This is a genomic window from Rhizobium sp. 42MFCr.1 (assembly GCF_000377185.1).
GTDB classification, from domain to species: Bacteria; Pseudomonadota; Alphaproteobacteria; order Rhizobiales; family Rhizobiaceae; genus Rhizobium; species Rhizobium altiplani.
Window position 1 is genome coordinate 78,840 of record NZ_KB897823.1, and the last position, 14,316, is coordinate 93,155.

At 58.3% G+C, this 14,316-nt stretch carries 13 protein-coding genes; 6 read left to right on the forward strand and 7 right to left on the reverse strand.

The window, feature by feature from the left end; genetic code table 11:
* Positions 1–48 precede the first annotated feature (48 nt).
* The 6 genes from C934_RS31760 to C934_RS0108665 all read right to left on the reverse strand — a co-directional run bounded on the left by C934_RS31760 (position 49) and on the right by C934_RS0108665 (position 5,651).
* Positions 49–1,236, reverse strand: a complete 1,188-nt coding sequence (locus C934_RS31760) for a GGDEF domain-containing protein (protein WP_018856314.1) — start codon at positions 1,234–1,236, stop codon at positions 49–51.
* A 679-nt stretch (positions 1,237–1,915) separates the two neighbouring features.
* Positions 1,916–2,692 (reverse strand): MetQ/NlpA family ABC transporter substrate-binding protein, encoded by a 777-nt coding sequence (locus tag C934_RS0108640; RefSeq protein ID WP_018856316.1) that lies wholly within the window; start codon positions 2,690–2,692, stop codon positions 1,916–1,918.
* A gap of 41 nt (positions 2,693–2,733) precedes the next feature.
* Positions 2,734–3,402 carry a methionine ABC transporter permease gene (locus C934_RS0108645; protein WP_018856317.1) on the reverse strand — a complete coding sequence of 223 codons (669 nt, stop codon included), beginning with the start codon at positions 3,400–3,402 and terminating at the stop codon, positions 2,734–2,736.
* Positions 3,392–4,423, reverse strand: coding sequence for a methionine ABC transporter ATP-binding protein (locus C934_RS0108650; RefSeq protein WP_026371675.1), 1,032 nt, complete (start codon positions 4,421–4,423; stop codon positions 3,392–3,394). The genes C934_RS0108645 and C934_RS0108650 overlap by 11 nt, the downstream gene beginning before the upstream one ends.
* Before the next feature lie 362 nt (positions 4,424–4,785).
* Positions 4,786–5,298: a helix-turn-helix domain-containing protein gene (locus C934_RS33230; protein WP_018856320.1), complete on the reverse strand. Its 513-nt coding sequence runs from the start codon at positions 5,296–5,298 to the stop codon at positions 4,786–4,788.
* Complete coding sequence (locus C934_RS0108665; RefSeq protein WP_018856321.1) at positions 5,295–5,651, reverse strand: hypothetical protein; 357 nt, start codon at positions 5,649–5,651, stop codon at positions 5,295–5,297. The genes C934_RS33230 and C934_RS0108665 overlap by 4 nt, the downstream gene beginning before the upstream one ends.
* Positions 5,652–5,946: 295 nt before the next feature.
* Between C934_RS0108665 and C934_RS0108670 the strand changes: the two genes are divergently transcribed.
* The gene (locus tag C934_RS0108670) at positions 5,947–6,591 is read left to right on the forward strand and encodes a glutathione S-transferase family protein (RefSeq protein ID WP_018856322.1); all 645 of its coding nucleotides are present in this window, start codon (positions 5,947–5,949) and stop codon (positions 6,589–6,591) included.
* A 100-nt stretch (positions 6,592–6,691) separates the two neighbouring features.
* Here the strand turns inward: C934_RS0108670 and C934_RS0108675 are convergent, their stop codons facing one another.
* A complete protein-coding gene (locus tag C934_RS0108675) occupies positions 6,692–7,711 on the reverse strand; it encodes a LacI family DNA-binding transcriptional regulator (protein WP_018856323.1) in 1,020 nt (339 codons plus the stop codon).
* A 142-nt stretch (positions 7,712–7,853) separates the two neighbouring features.
* On the opposite strand from C934_RS0108675, the gene C934_RS0108680 reads away from it, so the two are divergent.
* The 5 genes from C934_RS0108680 (at position 7,854) to C934_RS0108700 (ending at position 14,265) form a co-directional block, all read left to right on the forward strand.
* Positions 7,854–10,187 carry a family 78 glycoside hydrolase catalytic domain gene (locus C934_RS0108680; protein ID WP_018856324.1) on the forward strand — a complete coding sequence of 778 codons (2,334 nt, stop codon included), beginning with the start codon at positions 7,854–7,856 and terminating at the stop codon, positions 10,185–10,187.
* A 69-nt stretch (positions 10,188–10,256) separates the two neighbouring features.
* Positions 10,257–11,537, forward strand: coding sequence for an extracellular solute-binding protein (locus tag C934_RS0108685; RefSeq protein ID WP_026371676.1), 1,281 nt, complete (start codon positions 10,257–10,259; stop codon positions 11,535–11,537).
* 59 nt (positions 11,538–11,596) lie between these two features.
* The gene (locus tag C934_RS0108690; protein ID WP_018856326.1) at positions 11,597–12,460 is read left to right on the forward strand and encodes a carbohydrate ABC transporter permease; all 864 of its coding nucleotides are present in this window, start codon (positions 11,597–11,599) and stop codon (positions 12,458–12,460) included.
* Complete coding sequence (locus C934_RS0108695; protein WP_018856327.1) at positions 12,457–13,281, forward strand: carbohydrate ABC transporter permease; 825 nt, start codon at positions 12,457–12,459, stop codon at positions 13,279–13,281. Before C934_RS0108690 ends, C934_RS0108695 begins: the two co-directional genes overlap by 4 nt.
* A gap of 3 nt (positions 13,282–13,284) precedes the next feature.
* Complete coding sequence (locus C934_RS0108700) at positions 13,285–14,265, forward strand: ABC transporter ATP-binding protein (RefSeq protein WP_018856328.1); 981 nt, start codon at positions 13,285–13,287, stop codon at positions 14,263–14,265.
* The last annotated feature ends 51 nt before the right edge of the window (positions 14,266–14,316 follow it).

Consider the following 14,316-nt stretch of genomic DNA (forward strand, 5'->3'; position numbering starts at 1 on the left):
AGGCATTTCAGGTAAGACGGAGAACGAGTCCATCCCGAAGGCCTGTTCTCATGTCACCAGCCTGATATCCGGCGACCCGGAGCGGGTTTGTCGGGCCTGCCTAACGCAATTTCTCCCGGCTCGCTTTGCTTCGTAAAGTGCCATGTCGGCCCGGCGCATCGCGTCGTCAAGGCTTTCTCCGACGGGAATTTCGGCAACACCGAAGCTCGCGCTAACCGTCAGTGTTGGAGGCAACCCCTCCACAGTGATCCCCGTCGCTCCGCGTCGTACAGAGCTGGCAAACAGCATGGCCGTTTCCACCGTTGTGTTCGGCATGAACACCGCAAACTCCTCGCCGCCAATGCGCCCGACGATGAAATTCGGCGCGGCGCCGGATTTCAGGAGGTCAGCAAAGGCGCGGATCACCTTGTCTCCGGCATGGTGACCGAACGTGTCGTTGATGCTTTTGAAGCGATCGATATCGCAGGTTATGACGGAATGCCGGACGGCGGGGGCGACAAGGCGGGCAGCGGCGACACCGTTCTCGAAACCGCGGCGGTTGGCAAGATCCGAAAGTACGTCCCTTTCGGAATTGCTGCGTTCGTCGGCCATGATATCGAGGACGAGGACCGAAAGCAGTGTCAGACCAACTGCCACGATCAATACGGCAGTCGATCCCTGTGAAATCAATGCGTAGTTTGTACGAATATAGTCAGTTGCCGCCACCCCGGCACCGGCGGTCACTGCCAGACCAGCCTTTGCAAAGAAATGTAGACCGGTTGCGGTAAGCAGATAGCCGAGGACCCGATCGATCCTTGCGCGGCGCCGTGACGCGAAGACCGCAGCAGCGCTGGTAAGAATGACCAGCGCAAAAGGTGTTTGATAAGATAAGGCGTGCCTGAGCGTGCTACGCGGCAGGCCATAGATAAACAGATCAAGTAAGATGCAAAGGGTGAAAAAAGATATCGCCCAGAATGGCGCGATCCGCACGCCGTAAAGCTCGCCAATACCAAAGCGCAGCAGGATCATGCCACCAAGCACAGTTGCAAATGCCAAAACTGCGAAGAGCTTCGACAAATCTGTATACGCAACGAAGAGTTCACTGATGGCAGAAAGAGAGGCGACAGCAAAACCTGCCGAGAACCATAGCGCAGCCTGGCGCGACTGGCTTCGCACCGCCACGACGGCGAACACCAGCGCAAAGCAGATTGCGATGATGAAATTCACCACAAGGAAGAAAACTGCTCCATTCACCATTGCACAAGAATCCGCTGCCAATCCCGCCGAAGCTTCAGTACAAGTGTCTTAATAAACTGTGAAAGACGACATTGTTAAGTAGGTGGTTTTCCGGACATTCTGGGCGTGACCTGCGATCTGCCTCACGATACCTGAGCTTTAGCGTAGATCGACCCGATAACCAGTCGGGGTGGGAGGCGATCCCCCCGGCTAGCAAATCGGCAACTATGGGACCGCTCCAAGGTTTCGAAGGTCCGATGAGAAGGAACCGGCAGGAGTGGGGCCAGCGGTATTCTTCCGCTCGCAATGCCCGTTATCGCGGACAAACCCATTCAACGACTCAGCCAGGCCTGCGGCTCGGTTGCCGGTCAGACGTATCGCCCTCGACCAGTTTGATGATGATCGTCCCAACGACAGTTCCCCGCTCCAGAGCGATATGAGCTTGCGCCGTTTGGTCCAGCGGTAGAGTGAGCCCGATTATCGGGCGGTAGGCATCATCTTCAAGACAGCCTGTAATGTCGGCGATGGCGGCTTTCTTCAATCTGATCGGGCTTTACCGCCCAACATCGATCTTCGTCACGGTAACGCAGCCTTCGGTGAACGCCGTCCGATTTGGCGAAGACAAAATGCCCCTGATCAACGAAAAAACGGCCCGGCGGAGCCGAACCGTTTCACTGTATTGGCCCGATAAAGTGGGATTTTACCAGGACGCGATCAGGGCGCCCTTGAACTGCTCGTTGATGAACTTGCGGATGCTTTCATCATGGTAGGACTCGACCAGTGTCTTGGCCCAGGGCGCGTCCTTGTCGGCGGCGCGAACGACGATGACGTTGGCATAGGGTGACTTTTCGCCTTCGATGGCGATGGCGTCGGTCTTGGGATGCAGGCCGGCTTCCATGGCGTAGTTGGTGTTGATGACGGCGGCATCAACGTCTTCAAGCGAACGCGGCAGCTGGGCGGCATCGATTTCGGCGAACTCGATGTTCTTCGGGTTCTCGACGATATCGGCAACCGTCACCTTGATGCCCGGGTTGTCCTTGAACTTGATCAGGCCCTTGCTGGCCAGAACCAGAAGCGCACGACCGCCGTTGGTCGGGTCGTTCGGGATGGCAACGGTAGCGCCGTCCTTCAGTTCGTCGAGGCTCTTCACCTTCTTGGAGTAGACACCCATCGGCGTGGTGATGGTCGTGCCGATGCTGACGAGATCGAACTTACGGTCGGCAATCTGGTTGTCGAGATAGGGCTGGTGCTGGAACGAGTTGGCCTGGATGTCGCCGTCGGCCAGCGCCTGGTTCGGCACGACATAGTCGGAGAACTCGACGATCTCGATATTCAGACCCTTGGTCTTGGCGACTTCGGCGACCTTTTCCATGATCTGGGCGTGCTCGCCTGGCGTGACGCCAACCTTGATATCCTCGGCGAAGGCCGAGCCGGCTGCAAAGGCCGCAATCGCGGCGGCGATGATGAACTTTTTCATGGGAGACTCCTTGGTATGTTATTGGGTATGCGAGTAAATGATCAGGTCTTCCGGTTACGCTTGTCGAAGCGGCGGGCGAGCCCGTCGCCGGCGCTTTGCACGACCTGCACCAGCACGATCAGCACCGCGACGACGAGGACCATCATCTCGGGATTGAAGCGCTGGTAGCCAAAGCGGATGCCGAGGTCGCCCAGGCCTCCGCCGCCGACGGCCCCGACCATGGCCGAGTAGCCGATCAGACTGACGATGGTCATCGTCAGCGCCATCAGGATGCTGGGTCGCGCCTCTGGAAGCAGCACTTTGTAGACGATCTGGGATGGCGTCGCTCCCATGGCGCGGGCGGCCTCGATCAGGCCCTTGTCGACCTCGCGGATGGCAGATTCAACGAGGCGCGCGAAAAACGGAATGGTGGCGATGGTCAGCGGCACGATCGCTGCCCAAGTGCCGATAGAGGTACCCGTCAAAAGGCGCGTCAGCGGCACGATGGCAACGACCAGGATGATAAACGGCGTCGAGCGAGCGGCGTTGACGACGAGCCCAAGCACGCGATTGGTTTTCGGTGCCGGAAACAGCTCACCTTTGCCAGATGTGGCGAGAAAGACACCGATCGGCAGGCCGATGATCGAGCCGACGATGCCGGCAACGAGGACCATTTGCAGGGTCTGCATCAGCGCCTTGGAGAGGAGGCCGAAAATCATATCAGGCGACATAGCCGAGCACCTCCGTGGTAAGGCCCGTTTCGGCATAGAAGCGGTTAGCCCGCGCGACGACATCCGGCTCCGCCGAATAGGAAACGACAAGTGAGCCAAAGGGCTCGCCCGATATCTCCTCGATCGCGCCAGCGAGAATATTGACGTCGGAGCCGAGCTCGGCGACAAGCCGGCCGGTCAGAGGTTGAAAGGCCGTGTCGCCGAAGAACACCAGCCGGACGAGCGCACGGTCGCCGGCCGATGGCTGCGGCTTGACGGCGGAGCGCAGCCAGTTCGGCAGTTTCAAGGCCGAGGCGAGCAGCGTGCGCGTCGTCTCGTGCTGCGGGTTGGTATAGACGTCGAAGGTACGGCCGGATTCGACGATGCGGCCGGCGTCGATGACAGCCACGTGGCTGGCGATGGTTTTCACCACCTCCATCTCGTGGGTGATCAGGAGAACGGTGAGACCGAGATCGGCATTGATCCGCTTCAGGAGCTCGAGGATCGACTGCGTTGTCTCCGGGTCGAGCGCCGAGGTGGCCTCATCGGAGAGCAGCAGCTTGGGGTCCGTCGCCAGCGCGCGGGCAATGCCGACGCGCTGCTTCTGGCCGCCCGAAAGTTCGGAAGGATAGCTGCCGGCCTTGTCGCCGAGGCCGACGAGGTCGAGCAGCGGCCCGACCTTGGCACGGATCGCCTTCTTGTCGACGCCCGCAATTTCCAGCGGCAGCGCCACATTGTCGAAGGCGGTGCGCGACGACAGTAGATTGAAATGCTGGAAAATCATGCCGATCTGGCGGCGCAGGCCGCGGAGACCGTCCTCACCAAGCGCGCCGACGTCGACACCATCGACGAGCACCTTGCCCGACGTCACGCTCTCGAGCCCGTTGACCATGCGGATGAGCGTCGATTTGCCGGCGCCAGAGCGACCGATTATCCCGGTGATGGCGCCGCGTTCAACTGTCAGATCGACGCTTTCGACGGCGGTGAAACCACCTTCGCCCGCGGGCCCGTAACGCTTCCCGGCGCCCTGGAAGGCTACCATCGGTACCGAATGTGCCGCGGCGACCGGATCGCTTCCGGGCTGGCCGTCCGGCGCGGCGTATGTAGCGCCTGCGCGGCCCGCATGTTGGCTTGTCATGCTATGCTCTCAGATGTTGGTCTTCACAAACAGGGGGCTCTATAACCGCAAATGTACAAATTAGCCAATCCGCTGCTCTAAGCTCTCGGTGCCTTTGGGATAGATTTCAAAGACCGAGCCACCTGTCTTCGACGCGAGATGTTCGGGGCCTGAACCGTGCTTCTCCTTTCGGAACTGAAAACCAAGAGTTTGGTAAAACGAAGCCAGAGAACCAGGGTCGCTTGCCCTGAGGACGACTAGATTTAAAGTTGGAGCCTGCATTGGCATCATCCTACCTGGGAAGATGGAATCTCTAGCCGGGCTTCCATTTCGTCGAAAACAACGCGCATCTCAAGGCGGCCACCCATCGCGGCCACATGCTTCGCCAGGGTTTCGAACTTGATGTTTTCCCGCTTCTCGATTCTGTTGACCGACGGTTGCTTGATCGAAAGAGCCTCAGCGAGCTCTACCTGCGACAGGTTGTTGAGCTTCCGCATGTCCACGAGAGTGAGGTATCCAATAGATCCCGACTTTTCGAATTGTCTGAATAACTGATCGACCCGATTGGCAGCCTTTTCCGCGTTTCGGTACACCTCATCAGGTCTCTGTCCGTACGCATCGTCGGAAATGAATAGCCCTAGTCCAGCATGCGGGCGGAAGGAGATTTGCGTGGAGAAATCGTTCCTTGTGATGTCCAGAAATGTCTCGCCATTCGATTCATCAGGAGCGTCAGTTTCAACGGCGAACCCAAGCTCTTGGAGGTGAGCGACTGTATCAGTCAAAAGGCTAGTTGCTGTCATATTCCCAATCCTTCTCCATTCGCGCCCAGCTTTTCGAGGACTACAGTTTTTTGAAACCCTATTGTTTCAATCCGAATAGCGCCATTTGCTCCGATGATCGTGTTGTGTGCTCTGGATCGATACCGGATGGTGCCTGGATGGCCCGGTACTTTCCGGGCGTTGTCAGCTTGTGGAGGGTACATTCGTCCATCCGTCTGAAAAGCTGACGGGTTGGAGGCAATGCCGGAAAACTGGTCTTCAACGCCGTCGAGGGTCTCGCGGATAAGTTCAAACGCCTCATCATGTGTTCCTGCTGCCTCCGCGCCGGCCAGCCGCTCAACGAAGAGCGTGAATCGCTCTTGCTTAGTCTTCATATAATGCCCTTAAATATACTCTGCAAGGTATAATATGGTTCTTTTCTTAAAGTGCCTACAGCGCGCGCGATAGGCCTAACGCGCTAAATCTAATCTGGCCGCGCCTCGCCGGACGAGGACAAAACCCTTGTGCCATTGGCTCCCCAGGGCGGGCGGAGGAGAAAACGTGCTTCGCGCCGTCACTACCCTTCTGTGGGATAGCTATGTCGCGGGCCCAGCAGAATTTTCATCGCCATGTCGAAAGGCTCGGTCGTCGTTCGTCTTTTGCTATGAAGACGGTGGAGGCAAAGACCTAATGAAGATTTATTTCAGCAGAAACCCCAATCCGCGACTCGCTGTCGCCGTGGCGCGGTTCTTAAAGATGGACGTGGAATTCGAGTTTGCCGCACCAATGGCCCCGGGGCAGTCGGAGCGATTTTCTTCACTCAACCCAAACCTTCTGTTGCCTATCTTGGAGCATAGCGGTCGCACACTTTGGGAGACCGATGCGATCGCGTGCTGTTTTTCCCGTCGTGTCGGCTCGAATTTCTGGAGAACCGACGATCATGAGCCGGAAATGATACGCTGGATCAGCTGGGCGAAGGAGAATTTCGTCAAGGCCTGTGACGTTGTGCATTGGGAGCGAGGCACGAAGTTGCGTTACGGCATCGGAACCTGTGACGAGAGGATGATTGAAGAGGGTCTTGGACAATTCCACAAGGCCGCCGGCATTCTCGAAAGCCAGCTTGCTGATCGATCGTGGTTGGTCGGCGAGACGATTTCCTTTGCAGATTTTCGGATGGCGACATTCTTGCCGTTCAACGACGCCGCGCGCCTCCCGATTGATCGGTATCCCGCAATAAAGCGATGGGCCGACCGTCTCGATGAGATCGATGCATGGCGCGATCCGTTTTCCGGATTGGAGGCGCCAGATTTGCCGCCGATTCCCAGTCCGTCCTGAGATCCGTCTCAGCGCCAACGAAAATCGCAGTGGTTGCTGCAGCCGCTAGCGGAGCCTGGGCACCAATTGAACGAGATCCCAAACTATTCCTGGGAGCCATTCACGTGCTGCCGCGCCATTCGATACGGGGTTCGATCAGGACGTGGCGAGCGTCCTTGCGTCCTTCTATTCGGCTAAGCAGCGCTTCGCTCGCGGTCCTGCCGAGTTCAGCGGCGTTCTGGTCGACACTTGTCAGGCCGATGAGCGGTATGGCCGCCATCGGCGAATTGTCGTAGCCGACAATTGCAAGATCTTCTGGGACACGTATGCCACTCATGCGCGCGGCATTGATGAGTGGTACAGCATCGAGATCGGACCAGACGAAAACCGCGCGGGGACGGTCATTCAGGGCCAGAAAATCATTGATAGCGGCCCGGCGGTCGGATCCGACAAGCGGCAGACGGATGATGCGGGCCTCCAGGCCCGCAGCCTTCATGCCGTCAAGATAGCCCTTCTCGCGCTGGAGGGCGACGATGGTGGGCGGTGAATCGGCAAGGTCATAGCCGAGCATCGCGATGTCGGTGTAGCCGGACCGCAACGCTGCCTCCACGGCGAGGCAGGCGCCCCGTCGATCGTCGGAATTGACCGTGTCATAGGTCTGCGCATGCGGCTCATGGTGCGCGATGACGACGATCGGGATCTGGCGCGCATAGCGCTCCAGCACCTTGCTCGATATCCTGGGAGCGATGATCAGAACGCCATCCATGCGGTTGTCGATCATCGATTCGATCATGGAAGCTTCGATCGGGCTCGTGGAACGGCCGATGCCGATCAGTGCCTTGAAGCTGCTTTTCGCCAGCGTGGCATTGGCCTCCTCGATGACACCCGCAAGGAACGGGTTCGACAACTCGATCACCAGGACGCCAACCGTCTGCGTGCGGCCACGCATGGCTCGCGCTGCGACAGAAGGTCGGTAGTTCAATTTTTCGATCGAGATCTCGACCTTGGTTCGCAAGACCTCGCTGACGCCGTAAGCATTACGCAGAACTTTCGAGACCGCAGCGACGGAGACACCGGCATCGTGGGCCACGTCACGGATAGTGACCCTGTCTCTTGTCGCGTTAACGGCCTGATTTTTCATTCCAAATCGCCTCATTCCCCGGTGTTCCGAAAATTATAGACACAAAAGCTCTTGCGCGGCAATCGATAGTGTAGAATGATATACATAGAACGATACACACAAAGCAATCGCCGGAGGAATTGGCGATTGGGGGAGGTTCTAGATGAAGACTGTTTCGGCCCACGGCCTTGCCGGGGAAGACGGCCTTGCCGGTTCTGTTTTCCATTTTACAGCGTCGATGATCGGACCCGCCTGCGACGGTGGCCAGGCAACACAGGGCACATTCGTCGCGCGTGAATTCTCGCTCGATGTGGTTCCGGCCGAAGCAGTTCTTAGCCTCTCGGCCCTCGGTCTCTACCGCGCCTTCCTCAATGGAAAACGCGTGGGCACCGATCTCTTGACCCCCGGCTGGACCTGCTACGACGACCGGATTGCCTATCAGGCCTACGATGTCGCTAAGCTCCTGCAACCCGGCAACAATCGCATCGAAATCTGGCTTGGCGACGGCTGGTATCGCAGCCAGCTGATGTGGGCATCCAACCCGATACTCAATTGCTGGGGCGACCGGACGGGGGCGATCGCAGAACTGCGCGCCGGCGGCGAGCTACTCGTGAAAACCGACGATAGCTGGAAGAGCGGCTTCACACCCGTTGTTCGCAACGGCATCTACTATGGCGAGGATTATGACGCCCGCATTCGTCCAAAGGATAGCCATGGCGTCGATGTGCTCTCCTTCGACAGGGCCTTGCTCGTCCCGCATGAGACTGGTGCGGTCAAGGAATTGGACGCTCTTTCACCGACCGACAGCTGGACGGAGGCCGATGGCCGCACTGTCTTTGATTTCGGACAGAATGCCGGCGCCTATGTCCGGCTGCGCCTTAGGGGTGTCGCCGGAGCAAAGGTGCGCGTCGAGCATTCCGAAGTGCTCGGCCCCGATCGCTTCTTCGACAATCGCAATTATCGCAGTGCGCGTGCTGAAGTCTCGTATACGCTTTCCGGGCAAGGCGAGGAGGATTATGCGCCGCTCTTCACCTTCTTCGGCTTCCGTTACGCGCGCATCACTGTGACAGGTGAGGCCGAACTCACCGCCATCACGATGGTGCCGATAACCTCGGTACCCCTGACTGCCGGCGGGTTTACCTCAGGTGTTGCGAGCGTCAACCGATTGGTCGAAAACACGATCTGGTCGCAGCGCTCGAATTTCATCGAAGTGCCGACCGATTGCCCGCAGCGCGACGAGCGTCTCGGCTGGACCGGTGATGCGCAGGTTTTCGCCGGAACGGCCTGCTGGCTTGCCGACAGCCACTCCTTCCTCAAGAAATACCTGCGCGATGTCATCCACGATCAACGGGCCAATGGGGCAGTGTCGCATTTTTCGCCTGATCCGACGCGGCTCCACCCAATCGATGGCCGCGGTGACTGGGCGGGATCGACCGGCTGGGGCGATGCGATCGTCATCATTCCCTGGCAGCTTTACCTGCATTACGGTGACAGCGCTGCCTTGGAAGAGTGCTTCCCCGCAATGTTGCGCTGGCTCGATTATCTCTGGGGCATCTCTGATGGGCCGATCATCCGGCCGCCCGCCGTCTGGGGCGCGCACGGCTTCACCTTCGGCGACTGGCTTCAGCCGGTCGGGGATAACAGAAAGCCCCGCCCGACCATAGCAGATGATTGCGCAGCTACCCTATACCACTTCATTTCAACGCAACTGACGGCAAAGATCGCCCGTGTTCTCGGTGAGACCGTCGAAGCTGCTCGGCTCGAGAAGCGCGCTCAGGAGATTAAGACAGCATTCAGACACGAGTTCTTCGCACCCTCCGGCCGCATTGCCCATAATGACCAGACCTCGTGGGCCCTGGCCTTCCTCTATGGCCTCGTTCCCCCGGAATACGAGGAAGCCGCGCAAGGCTACTTCCGTAGGGTGGCGGAGGAAACGGATGGGGTCATCGGTACAGGCTTTATCGGCACACCCGCCCTGCTGCCGGCGCTGACCCGACTTGGTATGGTGGATCTTGCCGAGAAGATGTTCCTGAACCGGAAGGTTCCCGGATGGCTCTATCAGGTCGACCGCGGCGCGACTTCGATCTGGGAGCGATGGGATGCACTTTCCGAAGATGGTACGATCTATGATCCTGACATGAACAGCTATAACCACTATGCCTATGGCGCGGTCTGCCAATGGCTCTTCGAAGACGTTGCCGGGATCAAGCCGCTGGAAGACAAGCCCGGTTTCGAGGAAGTTCTCTTCGATCCCGCAATCTTGCCTGCTCTCTCGCCGGTTTCGGCATGGCATGATACGCGCTTTGGTCGAATCGAGGCTGGATGGACCCTGGAGGAAGGTTTCGTCACATGCCGCCTGGTGCTGCCGGAAGGTGTCACTGCGCGTCTCGAGGGGAAAAGCGAGCGCAAGTCGCTGCAGGCCAATGGCGCCAATGTAGAGCACGGCAAGGAAATCAGGCTCGGCGCGGGGGAGCATAAGATTACGTTTTCCAACTGATGCAATTTGCCTGCAGGTCTTCGATCTGCGGGCAATCAGCTTACGCATTCCGGTCTTCAAGAGGAGGAAATGACTATGCGAATGACGAAGTGCAGCATCCTTGCAGCCAGCATCATGGCTCTTGCCGCTGGAGTGGCACATGCGGATGTGACCCTCAGTGTGCTGATCGATACCAATCCGGAATCCATTGCCTCGTTCGATGCGGTTTCAAAGGCCTATACGGAAAAGCATCCTGACGTCAGCTTCGACGTCGAGCAGCGCGCGGGCGGCTCCGAAGGCGACAACATCATCAAGACCCGGCTCGCGACCGGCGAGATGGCGGATATCTTCCAGTATAATAGCGGTTCGCTTTTCCAGGCTTTGAAGCCGCAGGAAACGATAGCCGACCTTGCCGACCTTCCCTCGGAAGCTGGTATTCTTGACACGTTCAAGAAGGTTGTTAGCGGCCCGGACGGCCATGTCCGCGGCATTCCCTTCGGTCCGGCCATGGGTGGCGGCATATTCTATAACAAGAAGATCTACGCCGATCTCGGCCTCACCCCGCCGAAGACCTGGGCGGAGTTCATGAGCAACAATGAGAAGATCAAGGCGGCCGGAAAGGTGGCGGTCGCCCAGACCTACGGCACGACCTGGACGTCGCAGCTCTTCGTGCTTGCCGATTTCTATAATGTTCAGGCCGAGTTCCCGAATTTCGCCGACGACTACACTGCCAACAAGGTCAAGTATGCCAATACGCCTGCGGCACTGCATGGCTTCGAACACCTGGAGGAAGTGGCCAAGGGAGGGTACCTCAATGCCGACTTCGGTGCTGCGACATTTGACGACGGCATGCGCATGGTCGCGACGGGTGAGGCCGCGCACTATCCGAACCTCACTTTCGGTATCGGCAATGTCCAGCAGAATTTTCCGGACAATCTGAAAGATCTCGGCTTCTTCGCTCAACCGGGCATGGATGCTGGAAAGAATGGCCTGACGGTCTGGATGCCTTCAGCGCTCTATGTTTCTGCCAAATCTGAAAATGTCGAGGAAGCCAAGAAATTCCTCGATTTCGTTGGCTCCAAGGAATCCTGCGACCTGATGGCAAAGGCCGTCCCGTCGGGTCCGTATCTCGTAAAGGGGTGCGAGCTCCCGAAAGATATTCCGCCGGCTGTTTCCGACATGCTCCCATATTTTGACACTGAGGGCCGCAACGGCCCGGCACTCGAGTTCCTCTCACCCGTCAAGGGACCGGCACTAGAGCAGATTACGGTTGAAGTCGGAACCGGCATCCGCTCCGCCAAGGACGCGGCTGCGCTCTACGACCAGGATGTCGAGAAGCAGGCCAAGCAGCTTGGCCTGCCGAACTGGTAACCTCCCAGCCGATGCCCCATCCAGGTCAACCTGGATGGGGGACGCTTCAAGGTGTCCGTATGACAACACGAAAGTCCGCCTATCCCTACTGGTTTGTGCTGCCAGCGGCAGTGGTCTTCACTGTTCTGTTTCTGGCCCCGACGATAGCGTCCTTCTGGTTCAGCCTCACGCGCTGGGACCTGTTCACGACACAGTTCATCGGGCTGGAAAATTACCGGCAGTTTTTTCGCGAGCCCTTTTTGATACAGGGCCTCGTCAACACGATCATTTATGCTGTCCTGACCTCGGGCACGAAAACCGTTCTCGGTCTGCTGCTCGCCGTATTGCTGACCTCCGGGCTTTGGGGACAAGGTCTGCTGCGTACCGTGATTTTCTTTCCGGTTCTCGTCTCGACGATTGGCGTCGGCATCACCTTCTCGGTGCTCATGCATCCGACACGCGGGCTGATCAATGTGGCACTTGCTGCGATCGGCATCCATGGTCCCGGCTGGCTGACCGACCCCGCGCTTGCGCTTTACTCCATCATCTTCGTCGACCTCTGGAAAGGGATCGGGCTTGCAACGGTCATCTATATCGCAGGTCTGGCCTCAATCAGCCCGGACTATTATGAGGCCGCCCGCATTGATGGGGCGACTGGCCGCCAGATGTTCTTTCGTGTCACCGTGCCGCTGGTCAGACCCGCCACCGTCACCGTCGTGACACTCTCCCTCATCGGCGGGCTAAGAAGCTTCGATCTTGTTTGGGCGATGACGCGCGGCGGTCCGGGCTTTTCGTCGGATGTGCTGGCAAGCGTCATCTACAAGCAATATCAGGCGGGTTTCTACGGTCTCTCGACTGCCGGTAACGTGATCCTCTTCCTCCTCATCGGGCTGATCGTCCTGCCGCTGACGGCCTGGTTCAATCGCAAGGAGGTGGATCTATGAGCCGCCGCCAGATCTATACCGGGATTGCGGCCTTGGCTGCTTGCGGCGTGATCTTCGTGCTGCCATTCATGTTTATCTTCATCACGGCCGCCAAGACGAAGCAGGATGCGGCAACGCTGAAATTCAGCTGGCCGGCCGAGTGGCAGCTCTGGCAGAACTTCATGGAGGTCGTCCAGACCCGCAACTACATGCTGCTGCTTGCCTATTTCAATTCGACCGTCATCACTGTGGCCGCCGTCACATTGCTGGTGCTCTTCGGCGCCATGGTCGGCTATGTGCTGCAGCGCCGCCCGTCACGCTGGAACGCGGTCATCTACGGCTGCGTGCTAGCCGGCCTGATGATTCCCCCGGCCGTTGTCCCGACCATCTGGGTGTTGCAGATGCTTGGTCTCTTCAAGACACTATCTGGCATGGTTCTGATCCAGCTTGCCTATGGCCTTGGCTTCACGGTTTTGCTGTTTCGCAGTTTCATCGCAACCATTCCTCGGGATCTCGACGAGGCCGCAATCATTGACGGTGCAAAACCGTTACAGATCTTCTTTCGCGTCATCCTGCCGCTGCTGAAGCCGGTCACCGTTACGGTCATCGTCGTCCAGTCAATCGCCATCTTCAACGATTTCACCAACCCGCTCTATTATCTGCCGGGCCGCGAAAACGTCACGGTGCAGCTGACGCTCTATAACTTTCAGGGACAGTTCCAGACGCAGTTCAATCTGCTGTTCATGAACATCCTTCTCGTGACCATTCCACCCCTGATCGTCTTCATTTTCTTCAACCGGCAGATCGTTGCAGGCATGACCGCCGGTGCAGTCAAGGGATAAGCCATGACAAGCGTTGTTCTCGAAAAAGTCCGCAAGAGCTTTGGCAGCCTGGAGGTGATGAAGGGAGTTGATCTCACTGTCGATGCCGGCGAATTCTGCGTCTTTGTCGGTCCGTCCGGTTGCGGGAAGTCGACGTTGCTGCGCATCATTTCCGGACTGGAGACCCAGACATCGGGCAAGGTCTTCATCGACAGCAAGGATGTCACAGATGCCGAACCCTCCAAGCGCGGCATTGCTATGGTGTTTCAATCCTACGCGCTTTATCCGCATCTGACGGTCGCAGAAAACATCGGCTTCGGCCTCTCGCTTGCCAGGCGGCCCAAGGCGGAAATCGCCCAACGGGTGAAGCAGACTGCCGATATCTTGCAGCTCTCGCATCTGCTCGACCGCAAGCCAAAGGCGCTCTCCGGCGGCCAGCGCCAACGCGTCGCGATCGGCCGTGCCATCGTCCGCAACCCGAAAGTCTTCCTGTTCGACGAACCCCTGTCAAATCTCGACGCGTCGCTCCGCTCGCAGATGCGCATCGAACTGACCGAGCTTCATGCCAAGCTCGGCGCCACTATGATCTACGTCACGCACGATCAGGTGGAGGCGATGACAATGGCCGACAAGATCGTCGTTTTGAACGGCGGGGCCATCGAGCAGGTCGGGACACCGATGGCGCTCTACAACAATCCGGCCACTCCATTTGTCGCGGGCTTTATCGGCTCGCCGAAGATGAACCTGTTTGAGGCGGAGATTGCCGCGCGGGAAGGCTGCCGGATTTATGGTATTCGGCCCGAACATATCGCGCTCTCATCCACGGAAGGAAAATGGCAAGGCAAAGTGCGTCATATCGAGCGGCTCGGCGCAGATACGGTCATCCATCTTGATGTACCGGAATTGCAGGTGCTCGTCGTACGCACGGACGGCGACCGACAAATTTCGGTCGGCGAGACCCTCTTCGCGTCCCCCGTCAACGGAAAGGAGCATCGGTTCTCCTGACACGTGGGGTGCGTTGCTTTTCTTTCCTTTCAAGTCTGGCATTGCTTCGCG